14 protein-coding genes are annotated in these 16899 nt (G+C 58.2%); 5 read left to right on the top strand and 9 right to left on the bottom strand.

What is annotated here, in order from left to right; translation table 11 throughout:
* Positions 1-71: 71 nt before the first annotated feature.
* Both algB and RHM55_RS15365 read left to right on the top strand, forming a co-directional pair.
* Positions 72-1418: a sigma-54-dependent response regulator transcription factor AlgB gene (gene algB / locus RHM55_RS15370; protein ID WP_322177194.1), complete on the top strand. Its 1347-nt coding sequence runs from the start codon at positions 72-74 to the stop codon at positions 1416-1418.
* Between the two features lie 10 nt (positions 1419-1428).
* The gene (locus RHM55_RS15365; protein ID WP_322177193.1) at positions 1429-3216 is read left to right on the top strand and encodes a KinB sensor domain-containing domain; all 1788 of its coding nucleotides are present in this window, start codon (positions 1429-1431) and stop codon (positions 3214-3216) included.
* Positions 3217-3226: 10 nt separating this feature from the next.
* Here RHM55_RS15365 and RHM55_RS15360 read toward each other — a convergent pair whose 3' ends face one another.
* The 7 genes from RHM55_RS15360 to RHM55_RS15330 form a co-directional block, all read right to left on the bottom strand.
* Positions 3227-4840, bottom strand: coding sequence for an EAL domain-containing protein (locus tag RHM55_RS15360; protein ID WP_407074611.1), 1614 nt, complete (start codon positions 4838-4840; stop codon positions 3227-3229).
* Positions 4841-4927: 87 nt separating this feature from the next.
* Positions 4928-5704: an N-acetylmuramoyl-L-alanine amidase gene (locus RHM55_RS15355; protein WP_322177192.1), complete on the bottom strand. Its 777-nt coding sequence runs from the start codon at positions 5702-5704 to the stop codon at positions 4928-4930.
* Between the two features lie 113 nt (positions 5705-5817).
* Positions 5818-7908, bottom strand: coding sequence for a diguanylate cyclase (locus RHM55_RS15350; protein ID WP_322177191.1), 2091 nt, complete (start codon positions 7906-7908; stop codon positions 5818-5820).
* Positions 7905-8783 (bottom strand): endonuclease/exonuclease/phosphatase family protein, encoded by an 879-nt coding sequence (locus RHM55_RS15345; RefSeq protein ID WP_322177190.1) that lies wholly within the window; start codon positions 8781-8783, stop codon positions 7905-7907. Before RHM55_RS15345 ends, RHM55_RS15350 begins: the two co-directional genes overlap by 4 nt.
* 12 nt (positions 8784-8795) lie before the next feature.
* Positions 8796-9437: a thiol:disulfide interchange protein DsbA gene (gene dsbA, locus RHM55_RS15340; protein WP_322177189.1), complete on the bottom strand. Its 642-nt coding sequence runs from the start codon at positions 9435-9437 to the stop codon at positions 8796-8798.
* Positions 9438-9634: 197 nt separating this feature from the next.
* Positions 9635-10261 (bottom strand): c-type cytochrome, encoded by a 627-nt coding sequence (locus RHM55_RS15335; protein WP_322177188.1) that lies wholly within the window; start codon positions 10259-10261, stop codon positions 9635-9637.
* Between the two features lie 46 nt (positions 10262-10307).
* The gene (locus RHM55_RS15330; protein WP_322177187.1) at positions 10308-10598 is read right to left on the bottom strand and encodes a c-type cytochrome; all 291 of its coding nucleotides are present in this window, start codon (positions 10596-10598) and stop codon (positions 10308-10310) included.
* A gap of 190 nt (positions 10599-10788) precedes the next feature.
* Between RHM55_RS15330 and yihA the strand changes: the two genes are divergently transcribed.
* Entirely contained in the window at positions 10789-11433 is a 645-nt protein-coding gene (gene yihA, locus RHM55_RS15325; RefSeq protein WP_322177186.1) for a ribosome biogenesis GTP-binding protein YihA/YsxC, read from the top strand.
* Between the two features lie 298 nt (positions 11434-11731).
* Here yihA and polA read toward each other — a convergent pair whose 3' ends face one another.
* The gene (polA, locus tag RHM55_RS15320) at positions 11732-14494 is read right to left on the bottom strand and encodes a DNA polymerase I (RefSeq protein WP_322177185.1); all 2763 of its coding nucleotides are present in this window, start codon (positions 14492-14494) and stop codon (positions 11732-11734) included.
* A gap of 74 nt (positions 14495-14568) precedes the next feature.
* Between polA and RHM55_RS15315 the strand changes: the two genes are divergently transcribed.
* Both RHM55_RS15315 and RHM55_RS15310 read left to right on the top strand, forming a co-directional pair.
* Positions 14569-14859, top strand: coding sequence for a DUF2782 domain-containing protein (locus tag RHM55_RS15315; RefSeq protein WP_322177184.1), 291 nt, complete (start codon positions 14569-14571; stop codon positions 14857-14859).
* 37 nt (positions 14860-14896) lie between these two features.
* Complete coding sequence (locus RHM55_RS15310; RefSeq protein ID WP_322177183.1) at positions 14897-15847, top strand: homoserine kinase; 951 nt, start codon at positions 14897-14899, stop codon at positions 15845-15847.
* 90 nt (positions 15848-15937) lie between these two features.
* On the opposite strand, the gene RHM55_RS15305 is transcribed toward RHM55_RS15310, so the two are convergent.
* Positions 15938-16861: a zinc ABC transporter substrate-binding protein gene (locus RHM55_RS15305; protein ID WP_322177182.1), complete on the bottom strand. Its 924-nt coding sequence runs from the start codon at positions 16859-16861 to the stop codon at positions 15938-15940.
* Positions 16862-16899: the final 38 nt, after the last annotated feature.

Below are 16899 nucleotides of genomic sequence, written 5' to 3'. Positions count from 1 at the left end.
CAGAATTAACCATGCAACTTGCCCGATTTTTCCGGGACTAACTAAGAACAGTCTTAAAGGAGCGTAGGAATATGGACACAGCCACTGAGCATCAAGGCCGTATTCTTTTAGTGGATGACGAGTCCGCGATCCTTCGCACCTTTCGCTATTGCCTTGAAGATGAAGGCTATACCGTCGCCACCGCCAACAGCGCGGCCCAGGCAGAGGCGTTGCTTCAGCGCCAGGTATTCGACCTGTGCTTTCTGGACCTGCGCCTGGGTGAAGACAATGGCTTGGACGTGCTGGCGCAAATGCGCATCCAGGCGCCGTGGATGCGCGTGGTGATCGTCACCGCCCACTCAGCCGTCGATACCGCCGTCGATGCGATTCAGGCGGGCGCGGCCGACTACCTAGTAAAACCTTGCAGCCCGGATCAACTGCGACTGGCCACCGCCAAGCAACTTGAAATCCGTCAACTGTCCGCGCGGCTCGAAGCGCTGGAAGGTGAAGTGCGCAAGCCCAAGGACGGCCTGGACTCTCACAGCCCGTCGATGATGGCCGTATTGGAAACCGCGCGTCAGGTCGCGAATACGGATGCGAACATCCTGATTCTCGGCGAGTCCGGCACTGGAAAAGGCGAGCTGGCGCGTGCGATTCACGCATGGAGCAAACGGGCGAAGAAGTCCTGCATCACGATCAACTGCCCCTCGCTGACCGCCGAACTGATGGAAAGCGAGCTGTTCGGCCATAGCCGTGGTGCATTTACCGGCGCCAGCGAAAGCACATTGGGCCGGGTCAACCAGGCCGATGGCGGCACCCTGTTCCTCGACGAGATCGGCGATTTCCCGCTGACGCTGCAACCTAAACTACTGCGTTTCATCCAGGACAAAGAGTACGAGCGCGTTGGCGACCCGGTCACGCGTCGAGCCGATGTGCGAATTCTGGCGGCAACCAACCTCAACCTTGAAGACATGGTGCGCGATGGCCGTTTTCGCGAAGACCTGTTGTATCGCTTAAACGTCATTACCCTGAATCTGCCGCCGCTGCGTGAACGTAGCGAAGATATTCTGGCCCTCGCCGACCGGTTTCTTGCCCGCTTCGTCAAGGAGTACGCCCGTCCCGGACGCGGTTTCAGCGAAGAGGCGCGGGCAGCCCTGCTCAATTATCGTTGGCCCGGCAACATTCGGGAACTGCGTAACGTGGTCGAACGGGCCAGCATCATTTGCCCTCAAGAACGCGTGGAGGTGAGTCATTTGGGGATGGCCGAGCAGCCGACCAATAACGCACCACGGATCGGCGCTGCGCTGAGCCTGGACGAATTGGAGAAAGCCCACATCGGCGCCGTTCTGGCGACCAGCGACACGCTTGACCAAGCCGCTAAAACCCTGGGTATCGATGCCTCGACGCTGTACCGCAAACGCAAGCAGTACACGCTATGAATCTCAATTCATGAAGTTCACGATGAAGTTGCGTACCCGGTTGTTCCTGAGCATTTCGGCGTTGATCACGGTCGCGCTGCTGGGACTGCTGCTCGGGCTCGTCAGCGTGATGCAGATGGCAAAAGCCCAGGAGTCGCTGGTCCAGCAAAACTTCATCACCCTCGACTTGGGCCTGAAGTTGCGCAAGAACCTCGGCGATCAATTGGTCATGATGCTCAAAGGACAGTCCGATAGAGCCGCCGTCTTGCAGGCTCGCCAGCAGTTTCAAGCGCTGTTGGCCCAAGGCATCGAAAACGAAGCGCAAAGCAATCTGCAAAACGGTTTTACTCAGGCCCGCATCGATTATCAGCGGTTTATTCAGGATTTCGAGCAATCGCAACGTCAACCCGCCGAGGTCCGCGATAATGTGGCGCTGACTAACAGTTTCGATGTCCTGCGCAACGGGTTGATCGACGCCCATAGGCAAGCACTGGAAAACATCAATCAAACCCAGAGTACGGCCCGAGAAAGGGCTCTCTGGATTGCCGCCCTGCTGGGATTGGTGGGCATTGCCGTCTTGTGTATCGGTTTTATTACCGCCCACGGTATTGCTCAGCGTTTCGGCGCACCTATCGAGGCACTGGCCAAGGCCGCCGACAATATCGGCCAAGGCAATTTCGAGGTCACGCTGCCGATTTCTTCGGCGGCGGAAATGAACCTGCTGACTCGACGTTTCGGGATCATGGCCGAAGCCTTGCGCCAGCATCAGGCGACGAATATCGATGAGCTGCTCGCGGGTCAGCAGCGCCTGCAAGCAGTGCTTGACAGCATCGATGACGGGTTGCTCATGATTGACCGGCAAGGCCGTCTGGAGCACCTTAATCCAGTAGCCCAACGCCAACTGGGCTGGGACGAAAACCGACTCGGTCAAGGGTTGGGCGAGGCCTTGCAGCGCCCTGAGCTGGACGAACAGCTGTACCTGACGCTGCGCGGCGGAAGTCTGGATCGTGTCCCCGACGACCTGGCCATTGAGGTCGATGGCGAGTCACGGCTGCTGACCTACAGTTTGACGCCCGTCAGCCATACCAAGGGCCATATCCTTGGCGCGGTGATGGTGCTGCGCGACGTGACCGAACAACGTGCATTCGAGCGGGTACGCAGCGAGTTCGTACTGCGCGCTTCCCATGAATTGCGCACCCCCGTGACCGGCATGCACATGGCGTTCGGCCTGCTTCAAGAGCGCGTGCACTTTGCCGCGGACTCGCGTGAAGCCGACCTGCTTAATACGGTCAATGAAGAAATGCAGCGTTTGATGCAGTTAATCAACGATCTACTGAATTTCTCGCGTTACCAGAATGGTCTGCAAAAACTCAGCCTCGCCCCCTGCGCCCTTGATGATCTGCTCGAGCTGGCGCGCCAGCGTTTCGCCGAACAAGCCGATGAGCAGAATATCGCGTTGCTGGTCGAGATTCAGGAGCCGCTCCCACGCGTGAACGCCGACAAGACGCAGCTTGAGCGCGTACTGGATAACCTGTTGGATAACGCGCTACGCCATACCCCGCAGAACGGGCTGATTCGCCTGCAGGCACGGCGCCACGGCGAGCGTGTCATCGTCAGCATCGAGGACAACGGTGAAGGCATCGCTTATGGGCAGCAAGGGCGGATTTTCGAACCCTTCGTTCAGGTCGGGCGCAAGAAAGGCGGGGCAGGGCTAGGTCTCGCACTGTGCAAGGAAATCGTGCAATTGCACGGTGGCCGGATGGGCGTCTATTCGCGACCGGGGCAGGGCACTCAGTTCTACATGGCATTGCCGATCTAGGCGTGAGGTCTCAGGCCTCATCATCGTTGCGGCGGGAGAGTGTTCGCCGCCCGCCGGTAACCAGTTCGGAAAATTTGGCTGCGCTCAATGGCCGCGCAAACAGCCAGCCCTGGCCATAGCTCACGCCTTCACTGCTGAGCAGCACGGCCTGCGCTTCTGACTCTATCCCTTCGGCGATCACGCGCAACTGCAGGGCGTGAGCCATGCGAATGATGTGCGGCGCGACACCGCTGCTCGCCGCATCGTGCCCTAGCGCGTCGATGAATGCCTTGTCGATTTTCAGGCAATCCACAGGCAGGGTTTGCAGGTACGCAAGGCTGCAATAACCGGTGCCAAAATCGTCGATCAATACCTGATGGCCGACGTCGCGCAGTGCTTGCAGGTGATCGCGTGCCACCACGACATCAATCAACCCGCGCTCGGTCACCTCGAACGCAATCTGACGCGCGGCCACCCGATGCAGCGTCAGCAATCTGGCCGCTACCCGACCAATGCGTGGGGCCATGACATCACATGCGGCCAGGTTCACCGAGATGTACAAATGCGGATTCGCGCGCAATAACTGGCCTAACTGTTCCAGTAATTGTTGAAGAACAAAGTCGGTGATTTGCCGAATCTGCCCGGTGTTCTCCGCCAGTGGAATGAACAGATCCGGGCTGGTCAAACTGCCATCCGGCCGACGCCAGCGCACCAAAGCCTCGGCACCGACGCAGCGGCGACTGTTGAGATCGAATATTGGCTGATAAAGCACCTGCAATTCGCCCCGACGCAACGCGCCATGAAGCTCGCCGCCCAACGACTGGCGCTGACGCACCAATTGCAACACCAATCCACCGATGCACAGCGCAATCAGGAGACTGGCCGGGATCAGCAACCACCAGGCACCCCTCGTTTGCGGCTGTAGCCCTGTGCGCGAAGTGATGAGTACAAGCTGGTATTCCGGGCTCTGCGTGGGCATCCGGTAAATAAGCTGAGTGGGGGTGGTGACCAAGGTTTGCAGGGTGTCGGCCGACCAGTCCGGTGTCGGTGGCCATGCCTGCGCAGGCCCCAACACCGGTATGGCCCTGGCGCCTTTATCAAGCACCACCAACAGACTGCCATCGACGGGCAGATCAACCACATCGGTGAGGTGCCCCCGAGAGGTCAACACCCGGAAATCGCCTCGTCCCAGCATCAACGCAGCCAGATTGTCATCGGGCTGGGCAGACGTATTGAGCCAATAGTCATAGGTAGGCCCGCGAATATCCGGAGCGCGCGGGGAATCGACCAGGTTTTGCCCCCCCCGACTCGAACACGGCTGCGACCCACCGACAAACGAGGCGTCATACACGAACCGATAGCTGACGCTGACCTGACGCAGCAGTTCCAGCATTTGCGGGCTACAGCTGCGCAAAGGCTGGGCCTCCAGCTGATCGAGACCTTCGCGCAATTGGCCGAACATTTGCTCCAGACGCACCAAAAAGCGCTCGCCCTGAGCATTCATCTGTTCTCTTTCATCCTGCCTGGCTTGATGCATGACCAAGCCAAAGCTGCCGACTAACAACAAGACAGCACTGATCAATGCCGCCAGTAAGGCCAGCAGCCAGGGACGAAAGATCAGAGTGCGTGCAGCAGCCATCGACATCAATGTCTATCCAAATGAATATCACTGAGGTATAGCAACAACTCAGAAAATAACCTGCCCTATCAGACGGGCCGGCTGTTTTTAGCGTTAATGATTGAGCACTTGCAGGATAGCTGCACTCTGCACATCCGGCTGACCATCGAATCGCTCCGGCCGATAGTGCATCTGGAACGCCGCTAACACGTGACGTGTAGCCACATCCAGCTCGCCCGTTTGGGGAGTCACATAACCCAGCTGCGCCAACTGCTGCTGAAACCAGGTAACGCTCGGCAGGTTGTCCATCATCGACGCCTGGCGCTGAGCCACCCTCTGTGCATCCGGCCAGATACCCAGCCCTTCATCCGCAAGACGCTTCCATGGAAACAATGGGCCCGGATCGAGCTTGCGCAGAGGAGCGATGTCGCTGTGTCCAATGATGTGTCGAGGATCGATGTTATTGCGTTTGACGATGTCTTTGAGCAATACGATCAACGCCTGGACCTGGCCCTCTGTATAGGGGTACCAAAGCCTGCCAGTGGGCGTATCGCGGAAACCCGGGTTGACTATTTCGATTCCGATGGAGCTGGAGTTGAGCCAGGTTCGGCCCTGCCACTCGCTTTCGCCGGCATGCCAGGCGCGAAGGTTTTCATCGACCAGTTTGTAGACCGTGGGGCGCGACTGATCGCCGATCAGGTAATGGCTGCTGACCTCGCCATGGGTCAATAGCGCCAAGGAACGCTCCAACGACGCATTGGTGTAGTGCACGATGACGAACTGGACCCGACTGTCATGGTTGGCGGAGGGGTGACTGGTGTCGAGCTTCGGACCACTGCTGGTGCACGCGGTCAGGAAGATGAACAAAACCAAAGCGGTGAGCAATTTCATGGAAGGTCGGAACACGCATAGGCAAGTAATGCAATAGCATAACGTAATGCTGACAAAACGCTTTAGTAAAGCAGCGTTACGCAATATTTAGTCATTACTCGACACGGGGCCTGTCAGCCGCATTCGATGCGGTTTCTGCCTTCATCCTTGGCGCGGTATAACGCTTCGTCCGCTCTCTTCAACACAAACTCGCTACGCTCACCCACCCCAAAAGCAGTGATCCCCACAGAAATGGTGACCGTTACCGGCTCGCCCTTGAAGTGAAACGGGCAGGCCTCGATGGCCCTGCGCAGCTTGTCCATCAACGCCACACCATCAGGCATGGGGGTATGCGGGATCAATAGAACAAACTCTTCACCGCCAAAACGGGCGATAAAGTCGCCGGGCCGCAGACGTTTGCGCAGTTCTGTGGCGATGATCTTCAGCACCTTGTCGCCCGCCAGGTGGCCGTAGTTGTCATTGATCCTTTTGAAGTAATCGAGATCAATCATCCCCAGCAGCAGCTCATTGCCATTTTTTTGCCGAAGACCGACCTCCTGCTCCAGCCGTTCACTCCAGGCGGCACGATTGGGCAGGCCCGTCAGCGGATCGACCAAGGCTTTCTGCCGCTGCTCCTCAAGGTGCACGCGAAAGCCCTGAGCCTCTTGTTCCATGGTCGCGACCCGGTTCGCCAGGCCTTGCAGCCGTGCAGCGACTTCCTGCTCCCGCTCGTCATGCTGCTGCTGATGCTGATCCATCGTGCCCAGCAGGCCCTCCAGACGATTCTCTAGGACCTGCTTGAGGCTGTTCAGGTCGGCTGCGTCCTGCACGCTGCTTTGCAGGCCATCGACCTGTTCACGCAGCTCACTTTGCATGTCGCGGGCAACAGAGCAGCTGTCGGCCTGGCCCTCACTGGCGGCCTGCAAGCTGCTCTGAAATGACTCAAGCCGCTCGTTGAGTTGCTTGAGGTACACCTCGAACTCATGCTGTCCGCTGTCCGTGATCGCCAACATCAGCACGACCAGGTCATCTAGAAGCGGCAACAATTCGTACCAGTTCAGGCCCTTGGCCAAACGTTCTCGCATCGACTGTGCTTGAGGCTGGTGACGCTCCGGCAAGGTCAGGTCGTCAAGCAGGCCCAGCAGTGTTTCTTCAATATGTGTCGCCACAGAGCTGTAAGTTGGCTCTGGAGTAGCCGGGAGGTCGTAGGTGACGTCTTGCTCGACATTCTCTTGATCGAGCTGCGGCACGCTCTCAGCCACCGGCTCAGCGGCCAGCGCGCCGCTATCGACGGCGTCTGGAAGGCGCTCAGGCAGCGCGACTGGCAATTGCTCAATCAGCTCCGGTGCGACAAACACCTCTTCGACAACGAGCGCAACCTCTGCGGCAACTGGCGCCTCGGTTGGCGCACGGGCATCAAGGACTGCAGGCGCCGCGACCGTTGGCGTCGAGCTGACAGCCGCAGGCACTGGCACCGTTATCGCGGCAGGCTCAGGCGCCTCTTCTACCGGGTCATCAACACGCTGACCGGTTGCAGGAGCGGCAGGCACGGGTGAGGCGACCTGCACCACTTGAGCGTGCTCAGGGACCTTTGTGCTTTCAATCCGCGTTTCGGCAGGCAGCATCACCGACTCGACAGACGCCAATACCGAGCCCATCGCAGCCTCGGGCATCGGCTCCGTGCCGGTATTGGCAGCCTCGCGACCACCAAACAACCGCTGCAGGAGTCCCGGCCGTGAGTTTGTCTCTTCAGAGTTTTCCAGCAGGGTCAACGCTTTGCCCTGCAACGCGCTCAATTCGGCGAGCAACAGTGGCAGTTCACGCGCCTGAGAAACGCGCTCATCCAACTGCTTGGCAAAACTCTTGAGCGGGCGACTCACCTCTCGAGGCAAGGGCAGACTCTGCAACTGGGCAACTAATGAGTTCAAGGCCGTGCCCATCTGCCCGACTCTGGTTTCGCGGCGCTGCTCCGAATCGAGCACGGCTTTTTCCAGCCGGGGGAGAAGCGCGGCGAGGGCGGCATCCATGTCATCCTTGCGAACGACCTCACGCATTTCTTTCATGCAGTGATCAACGGCGCGATCACTGCCTTCAGCGGCCAGGCTGCTGCGCACCAGGCCACGCCGCAGCAGATCGAGTCGCGCATTCCAGCGATTTTCAAGCTTTTCCTGTTGTTCGAGACTTTTCAGGTACTTTTCTTTCCAGCGTTCTGCTTCTTCGCTCATCCAAGGGTTCCACGAAGAGGCGTGCTGGCCACAGGCAGCGAATCACCCGTTAACGATGCAGGCAGGCGGATCTCCACGGCAACGGGCAAATGGTCGGAGATGGGTTGAGCCAGGACCTGCACTCGCTCCAGCGTCAGGCTGGGGCTGAGCAAAATATGATCAAGACAGCGCTGAGGGCGCCAACTGGGGAACGTCGCTTCGATCTGCGGCGCCAACAGGCCCAAGTCCCGAAGCGGTGAGTTTTCCAGCAAGTCGGTGGCATGAGTGTTCATGTCGCCCATCAACACCTGGTGGCGATAATCACCAATCAACTCGCGAATGTAAGCCAGTTGCCGGGTGCGAACGCGTGCGCCCAGTGCCAGGTGCATCATCACCACGATCAATGCTTCCGGACCTTCGCCAAAACGGACCAGGATGGCCCCGCGCCCGGCAGGACCTGGCAACGGGTGATCTTCTATCGCCCACGGCCGCAAACGGCTGAGCACACCGTTGCTGTGCTGGCCAAAACGCCCGAGGTTACGATTGAGTTGCTGATACCAGTACGGGAAGGCCCCGAGCTGGGCAAGGTGTTCGACTTGATTGATATAACCTGATCGCAGGCTGCCACCATCGGCCTCCTGCAGCGCGACCAGATCGAAGTCGCCGAGCAGATCACCGATCTTTTGCAGGTTGCCTGCTCGCCCGGTATGCGGCAGCAGATGCTGCCACCCGCGCGTCAGGTAGTGCCGGTACCGCTCGGTGCTGATACCGACCTGAATGTTGAAGCTGAGCAAGCGCAACCGACCATCGGCCGGCAAGCCGCTTGTTTCCAGGTGGTCTTCGTTGACATGCGCATCGTGCCTGCCAACAACGCGTTCTGTTCCCCAGCGTCGCATGGCTAACGCCTCTTATTTGCCAGCAACAGCAGCGCGCTCTTTGGCGATCAACTGGTCGGCGACTTGCAATGTTTGCTCAGGACCGCCAGCAGAACCCAGGTCAAAGCGGTATTTGCCGTTGACGATCAGGGTTGGAACGCCAGTAATTTCATACTTCTTGGCCAGTTCTTTTGCTGCTGCGATTTGGCCCTTGATCGCGAAGGAGTTGAATGTGGCCAGGAACTTGTCCTTGTCAACGCCTTGAGTCGCGACGAATTCAGCCATTTCGTCTGGAGTGGTCAGTTTTTTGTGTTCTTTCTGGATGGCATTGAACACGGCAGAGTGAACCTTGTTTTCAACGCCCATGGACTGCAGGGTCAAAAACAATTGGCCGTGAGCGTCCCACGGGCCGCCGAACATGGCGGGGAGACGCACGAAGTGCACATCGGCAGGCAGTTTTTCTGCCCATGGGTTGATGGTCGGCTCGAAGGCATAGCAGTGTGGACAGCCGTACCAGAACATTTCAACTACTTCGATCTTGCCAGGCTCGGAAACAGGAACAGCGCTGCTCAGCTCGACATACTGTTTACCGGCTTCGATAGGCTCGGCAGCCTGAGCGGTCATCCCGAACAGGCTGGCGGTAACGAGAGCGGCGCTGAGAATCAAATTACGCATGCTTTACTCCTGGGCAAATAAAGTCGCCTTGGCGCGACCAGTGTTGGACCGGGCGGACAGGCTTGAGTTCGCTAGTGTAACGCTGGCAGCCACGAAAAAGGGCAGCCGTAGCCACCCTTTTTGACCCTGCGTCCATGCAGGAGAGCCTCAAATCATTGCGAAAAGTGTAAGCCGTTCGCAGACTGATCAGGCCGCGATCAATGCAGACCTTGAATGTAGGCCGACAGCGCTGCGATGTCCTTGTTGCTCAGCTTCGAAGCAATGGTACGCATTACCATGGTATCGCCGTCGTTGGTGCGATCACCTTCACGGAACGAGGTCAGCTGTTTTGCCACGTAAGTAGCGTGCTGACCACCCAGGTGCGGGAAGCCGGCAGCCACGTTACCTGCACCATTGGGTGAGTGGCAACCGAGGCAGGCAGGCATGCCCTGTTCCAGTTTACCGCCACGGAACAACGCTTCGCCTGCAGCAACCAACTTCGGATCAGCAGCACCTACGCTGCCTTTCTGGCTGGAGAAGTAAGCTGAAATATCAGCCAGGTCCTGGTCTTGCAGGTTGGTCAGCAGACCGGTCATTTCCAGGACCGTACGCTTACCATCCTTGATGTCATGCATTTGCTTGAGCAGATAGCGCTGCCCCTGACCTGCCAATTTCGGAAAGTTAGGCGCCATACTATTGCCGTCCGGGCCATGACAAGCGCCACACACAGCCGCTTTTGCCTGACCGGCAGCAGCGTCGCCAACAACACCGGTAACAGCACCGGCGGCCTGGGCCATACCAGAGATGCCCAAGGTCAACAGCAGACTCACGATTAATTTGTTCATCAGCTAATCCAACTACGGCTAAGGGTGAAAGAGTTATGTATCGGGGTTACTCGCTCATCCACTGGATGATTGCGCGGTAATCCTCGCTACTGCAGTCCATGCACAATCCACGCGGCGGCATTGCCTTGAAACCCTGGGTAACGTGTTGCACCAGCGTATCCATACCCTGCAACAGTCTAGGCGCCCAAACTGCCCGGTCGCCAGGTTTCGGCGCCATTGGCAGTTGACCGGCATGACAAGCCACGCAAGCACGGTTGTACATAGCTTCCGGATCCTGTGTAGCCTGAGCGCTGAAAAACGGCATCAAGACACCGGCAGCTAGCAGCCATTTCTTCATAAAACGACCTTTTCAGGGTTGGGAACGTGCTGCGTTCTAATGCGCAATTCAAACCACTCGTTCCCGTGAACTTCATCCTACGGTGGGACAAAGCGCACACAAAATCTGCGGCATTATATACTGGCGCTACTGAAACGGAAACGACACTGCTTGCCGCGCTCTTGCCGGCACCGCCCTCATCGGAAATCCCATGCAACTCAAGAACCCCATCCTCGGCCTGTGCCAACAGGCAACTTTCATGCTCAGCGCGGCCAAAGTCGATCAATGTCCCGACGACGAAGGCTTTGAAGTGGCCTTCGCAGGACGTTCCAACGCCGGTAAGTCGAGCGCACTGAACACCCTGACTCACGCCAGCCTGGCCCGTACATCGAAGACTCCAGGGCGTACACAGCTGCTGAACTTCTTTAGTCTCGACGATCATCGTCGCCTGGTGGACTTGCCCGGTTACGGCTACGCCAAGGTGCCAATCCCGCTTAAATTGCACTGGCAGCGTCACCTGGAAGCCTATTTAGGCAGCCGCGAAAGCCTCAAAGGTTTGATTCTGATGATGGATATCCGTCATCCAATGACCGATTTCGACCTGCTGATGCTCGATTGGTCCGTCGCCAGCCACATGCCTATGCATATTCTGCTGACCAAAGCCGACAAGCTGACGTACGGCGCAGCGAAAAATGCCCTGCTCAAAGTGCAGGCCGAAATTCATAAAGGCTGGGGCAATGCAGTGAGCATCCAGTTATTTTCAGCCCCCAAGCGCATGGGCCTGGAAGACGCCTACACTGTATTGGCGGGATGGATGGAGCTGGCGGACAAGGGTGCCGAGCCGTCTGCAACGTAAAATCGCAGGCAAAAAAAACCCCGGACTTCTTATGGGGAGGGGGAAGTTCGGGGTTTAAGATCCAGACCATTAGGGCGTGGTCCAGATATCTGCCAACACTTAACACAACATTAGGAGCTTGAAGGGCTTCACACCCATTCCCAATCTCTGACTGGGAATTCTCCGATTTAGTTCCTGAGCATCTAGATGCGGTTCGCTATAGCGGTGCTTCATTTCAGGAATAAGCTGAGAAACCGGGGCGAAACACCTGCTGGACTGCGACTTTAAGTCGCAGTCCAGGCACGTTTATTCAGCACAATCAGTGTGCTTCGTCCCAGTTGTTGCCAACACCTACTTCGACGAGTAGCGGCACATCGAGTTTAGCTGCCCCACTCATGTAGTGCCGAATCTCCTCACGCACCTGCTCAACGAGGTCTTCGCGCACTTCCAGCACCAATTCATCGTGGACCTGAAGAATAACCCTGGCATCCAGACCGGAGTCAGTCAGCCATCCATCGACCGCAATCATGGCTTTCTTGATAATGTCGGCTGCAGTGCCCTGCATAGGCGCATTGATCGCAGTACGCTCCGCACCTTTGCGCAAGGCCTGGTTCTTGGCATTGATATCCGGCAGATAGAGCCGACGGCCGAAAAGAGTTTCTACAAAGCCCTGCTCGGCCGCTTGCGCGCGCGTGCGCTCCATGTAATCCAGCACACCGGGATAGCGCGCAAAATAGCGGTCGATATACGCCTGCGACTGTTTGCGGTCGACACCGATCTGTTTCGCCAGACCAAACGCACTCATGCCGTAGATCAAACCGAAATTGATCGCCTTGGCCTTGCGACGCATGTCGGTGGTGACGTCCTCCAACTCGACGCCAAACACTTCGGCAGCCGTCGCACGGTGCACATCCAGGTTGTTGCGGAAGGCATGCAGCAACCCTTCGTCCTTGGCCAGGTGCGCCATGATTCGCAGCTCGATCTGCGAATAGTCGGCGGCCAGCAGCTTGTAGCCCTTGGGCGCAACGAAAGCCTGACGAATCCGGCGCCCTTCGGCCGAACGGATCGGGATGTTCTGCAGGTTAGGATCACTGGACGACAAGCGCCCGGTCGCCGCAACCGCTTGATGGTAGGACGTATGAACGCGCCCGGTGCGTGGGTTGATCTGCTCCGGCAAACGGTCGGTGTAGGTACTCTTCAGTTTGCTCATGGAGCGGTACTGCATCAGCACTTTAGGCAGCGGGTAATCCAGCTCAGCCAACTCGGCCAACACCGCTTCTGCGGTAGACGCCTGGCCTTTGGCCGTTTTGCTGAGGACCGGAAGACCGAGCTTTTCGTACAAAATGACCCCGAGCTGCTTGGGTGAGCCGAGGTTGAACTCCTCGCCGGCGATAGCAAACGCCTCTCGCTCCAGGGCGATCATTTTCTCGCCCAGTTCGACGCTCTGAATACCCAACAATTTGGCATCGACCAACGCACCCTGACGCTCTATTCGCGCCAACACCGGTACCAATGGCATTTCGATGTCGGTGAGTACCGGCATCAGGCTTGGTGTAAGGGCGAGCTTTTCCATCAGGGCTTCATGCAACCGCAGGGTTACATCCGCGTCTTCGGCGGCAAAGTGCGCGGCTTGCTCCAGCGCGATCTGATCGAAAGTCAGTTGTTTCACGCCCTTGCCGGCAATGTCTTGCAGGCTGGTGGTCGTGTGGCCCAGGTATTTGAGGGCCAGGCTGTCCATGTCGTGCCGGGTCGCAGTGGAGTCGAGCACATAGGATTCGAGCATGGTGTCGAACGCCAGGCCCCGCACGGTGATACCTTGGCGCTGATCACCGCCAATGGCGCAGTTGGCGAGGATGTTGATATCGAACTTGGCGTGCTGACCGACCTTGACCTTCCCGGGGTCCTCAAGCAGCGGCTGAAGCGCCCTGAGCACGGTGTCTCGATCCAGTTGCTGGGGCACGCCCATGTATGAGTGGGTCAGCGGGATATAAGCCGCTTCGTTAGTCTTGACCGCAAACGACATGCCGACCAACTGCGCCTTTTGTGCGTCCGGACCGTTGCTCTTGGTGACGAAGGCAAACAGCTTGGCGTCGCTCAACTTCTTCAACCAGGCCTCGAACTGATCCTGTTCAAGAATGGTTTCGTAGCGCGCTTCGGTGACCACCGGCTCCTGTGCAACGACGATTTCCTCACCGGCGCGCTTGGCTTCGCGCTGCAATTCGTCAATCCAGCTTTTGAACTCCAGTTCGGTGTACAGCTCGACCAGCTTCTCGCGATCCGGTTCGCCGCAGTGCAGGGCGTCCAGCTCGACGTCCAATGGCACGTCGATTTTGATCGTCGCCAGCTCGTAGGACAGGAACGCCATGTCCTTGTGCTCTTCAAGCTTGGCCGACAGGGTTTTCGCGCCACGAATCGGCAGTGCGGCAACCTTGTCCAGGTTTGCGTACAGCTCGACAAGACCACCGCCGATACCGACCAACAGGCCGACCGCGGTTTTTTCGCCAACACCGGGCACGCCCGGAATGTTGTCGACTTTGTCCCCCATCAGCGCCAGATAATCGATGATGTGTTCAGGACCGACACCAAACTTCTCTTTCACGCCAGCCACATCCAGCACGCTACCGGTCATCGTATTGACCAAGGTAATGTGCCCATCGACCAGTTGCGCCATGTCCTTGTCGCCGGTAGAGATAATCACCGGGCGGTTGGCGGCCGCGCTGCTGCGGGCCAGCGTACCGATCACGTCATCGGCCTCGACGCCTTCGACGCAGAGCAGCGGGTAGCCCAGACCTTTGACGCAGGCGTGAAGCAAATCGACCTGCACCCGCAGATCGTCGGGCATGCTTGGGCGATTAGCCTTGTATTCGGCAAACAACGCATCGCGGAACGTGCCGCCTTTTGCGTCGAAAACCACGGCAAACGGGCTTTCAGGATACTGCCGACGCAGGCTTTTGAGCATGTTCAGCACACCCTTGACCGCCCCCGTAGGCAATCCCCTAGACGTAGCGAGTGGCGGTAGCGCGTGAAAGGCACGGTAAAGATAGGAAGAACCGTCCACCAGGACGAGGGGTGCTTGGTTCATGAGCAAGATCAACCTTTTCAGCGGGGTCGGCGCTAGAATGCGAGGACCAATGACGACAAAAGGACAAGGTTATCATGCGCACAACAAATCGCCTGTTGCTGGCCAGCCTGTTGGCACTTTGCCCGCTGGTTGCAGTTGCTGCTGACACTGGGGCTCCTTCTGCGGATCCAGACGTTACCATCCGCACCGAAGGCGACAAAACCATTCAGGAATACCGCCAGAACGGGTTTCTTTACGCAATCAAGATCACACCCAAAGGCGGTAAACCGTACTTTCTAGTACGCTCCGATGGCACTCAGGCCAACTTCATTCGTTCGGACCAACCGGACATGCTGATTCCCGAATGGAAAATCTTCGAGTGGTAGTGCCTAACATTCACTTTGTTTACTGGCAGTCTTGACCATGTCCGTATTTACCCCCCTGGCTCGACCTGAGCTGGAAACGTTTCTCGCCCCTTATGGGCTTGGCCGTCTACATGATTTTCAGGGCATTGCTGCCGGCAGCGAGAACAGCAATTTCTTCGTCAGCCTGGAGCAGGGCGAGTTCGTCCTGACCCTGGTTGAGCGCGGGCCAGTCAAGGATCTACCGTTTTTCATCAAGCTGCTCGACGTACTGCACGACGCCAATCTGCCGGTGCCTTACGCCCTACGCACCACCGACGGCCACGCATTACGCGAGCTGGCGGGCAAGCCGGCACTGCTGCAGCCAAGGCTCCCGGGCAAACACGTTAGCGAACCGAACACCCAGCATTGCGTACAGATCGGCGAATTGCTGGGGCATTTGCATCTGGCCACGCATGGGCATGTGCTGGAGCGCAAGACTGATCGGGGGCTGGACTGGATGCAGGCCGAAGGCGCGACGTTGATGCCGCACCTGGACACGACGCAAAGCGCACTGCTGCAGGCGGCACTTGAAGAGTTCGAACGGCTCGCGCCGAGAATCATGGCCTTGCCACGCGCCAACCTGCACGCCGACCTGTTTCGCGACAACGCCTTGTTCGAAGGCACGCACTTGACCGGGCTGATCGATTTCTACAACGCCTGCTCCGGGCCAATGCTTTACGACCTGGCCATTGCCCTCAATGACTGGTGCTCTGAAGAAGACGGTCAGATCGACGGTGCGCGCGCCCGTGCCTTGCTCGGTGCCTACGCCGGTTTGCGTCCGTTCACCGCCGGCGAAGCCGAACTGTGGCCGACCATGCTGCGCGTAGCCTGCGTGCGTTTCTGGCTGTCACGCCTGATCGCGGCGGAATCCTTTGCCGGGCAGGACGTACTGATCCATGACCCTATGGAGTTTCAGCAACGTTTGGCCCAGCGCCAGCACGTGCATACGCCGCTGCCGTTCGCCCTGTAGTCAGCGGCGTACGCTTCACGAATGAGTTCGCTCTCAATCTGTGGGAGCGAACTCACTCGCCTGAAAAGCAATGACTCAGACACCGCCCCATCAAAGCGACTCCAGACACCCTGCCAAATCATTACCCAGCTTTTCCACCATCTGCTCATAACCCTGAGCGGTGGCAGGGGTGTAGCCGCCCAATCCATCGAGTTCCGCCAGTTTGACCGGCAGCCCCGCAGTCAGGGTTTCGGCCAGACGCGGACGCATCGGCGGCTCGCTGAACACGCAGGTCTTGCCCACTTCGCTCAACCGCGCGCGCATGGCGGCAACATGCTGCGCGCCGGGCTGCACTTCAGCGGCGACGCTGAACACCCCCGTATGCTTGAGACCGTAGGCATCCTCGAAGTAATCGAATGCTTCATGAAACACGAAGAACGGTTTTCCTGCGACGTCCGCAACCCGCGCCTTTACCCGCGCATCCATGGCGTCGAGGCGTTCATCGAACACCTTCACATTGCTTTTATAGCGCGCCGCGTTGGTGGGGTCGGCCGCACTTAAATCAGTGGCCATACGCGCAGCGATCACCCGCGCATTGACCGATGACAGCCATAAGTGGGCATCCAGACTGCCGGGGCGATGGTCGTGGTCATGCTCGGCGGGATCGGCAGCCTCATGGGACTGGCTGTCCGCCGCGAAGTGACGCAGGCGCAACTCCGGCAACGATTGCACCGTCACCACCGGCAGCGTTCGGCTTTGCAACACACGAGGCAGGAAGCTTTCCAGGTCTGGACCGATCCAATAAAACAAATCGACTTCACGCACGCGCCGTACGTCGGACGGGCGCAAGGCGTAGTTATGCGGCGACGCACCGGGCGGCAAGAGCACCTCTGGCGAGCCCACGCCGTCCTGCACCGCAGCGGCAATCAGCTGCAACGGCTTAATGCTGGTCAGCACCCGAACCTCGGCGTGAGCGGGGCTGATCACCAGCAAACTGGCACTTAAAGCAATAAAAATGGCAAAAAGACGGAACACGATGACCACTCAAGGAGGCAGGAACAGGTAACATAATA

The organism is Pseudomonas sp. MH9.2, assembly GCF_034353875.1.
Lineage (GTDB): Bacteria > Pseudomonadota > Gammaproteobacteria > Pseudomonadales > Pseudomonadaceae > Aquipseudomonas.
This window is presented reverse-complemented; position numbering and strand designations above follow the sequence as displayed.

Bases quoted from the DNA above. Each gene is read 5' to 3' on its own strand.
- algB (WP_322177194.1), top strand. From the start codon at position 72: ATGGACACAGCCACTGAGCATCAAGGCCGTATTCTTTTAGTGGATGAC.
- RHM55_RS15365 (WP_322177193.1), top strand. From the start codon at position 1,429: ATGAAGTTCACGATGAAGTTGCGTACCCGGTTGTTCCTGAGCATTTCG.
- RHM55_RS15360 (WP_407074611.1), bottom strand. From the start codon at position 4,840: ATGTCGATGGCTGCTGCACGCACTCTGATCTTTCGTCCCTGGCTGCTG.
- RHM55_RS15355 (WP_322177192.1), bottom strand. From the start codon at position 5,704: ATGAAATTGCTCACCGCTTTGGTTTTGTTCATCTTCCTGACCGCGTGC.
- RHM55_RS15350 (WP_322177191.1), bottom strand. From the start codon at position 7,908: ATGAGCGAAGAAGCAGAACGCTGGAAAGAAAAGTACCTGAAAAGTCTC.
- RHM55_RS15345 (WP_322177190.1), bottom strand. From the start codon at position 8,783: ATGCGACGCTGGGGAACAGAACGCGTTGTTGGCAGGCACGATGCGCAT.
- dsbA (WP_322177189.1), bottom strand. From the start codon at position 9,437: ATGCGTAATTTGATTCTCAGCGCCGCTCTCGTTACCGCCAGCCTGTTC.
- RHM55_RS15335 (WP_322177188.1), bottom strand. From the start codon at position 10,261: ATGAACAAATTAATCGTGAGTCTGCTGTTGACCTTGGGCATCTCTGGT.
- RHM55_RS15330 (WP_322177187.1), bottom strand. From the start codon at position 10,598: ATGAAGAAATGGCTGCTAGCTGCCGGTGTCTTGATGCCGTTTTTCAGC.
- yihA (WP_322177186.1), top strand. From the start codon at position 10,789: ATGCAACTCAAGAACCCCATCCTCGGCCTGTGCCAACAGGCAACTTTC.
- polA (WP_322177185.1), bottom strand. From the start codon at position 14,494: ATGAACCAAGCACCCCTCGTCCTGGTGGACGGTTCTTCCTATCTTTAC.
- RHM55_RS15315 (WP_322177184.1), top strand. From the start codon at position 14,569: ATGCGCACAACAAATCGCCTGTTGCTGGCCAGCCTGTTGGCACTTTGC.
- RHM55_RS15310 (WP_322177183.1), top strand. From the start codon at position 14,897: ATGTCCGTATTTACCCCCCTGGCTCGACCTGAGCTGGAAACGTTTCTC.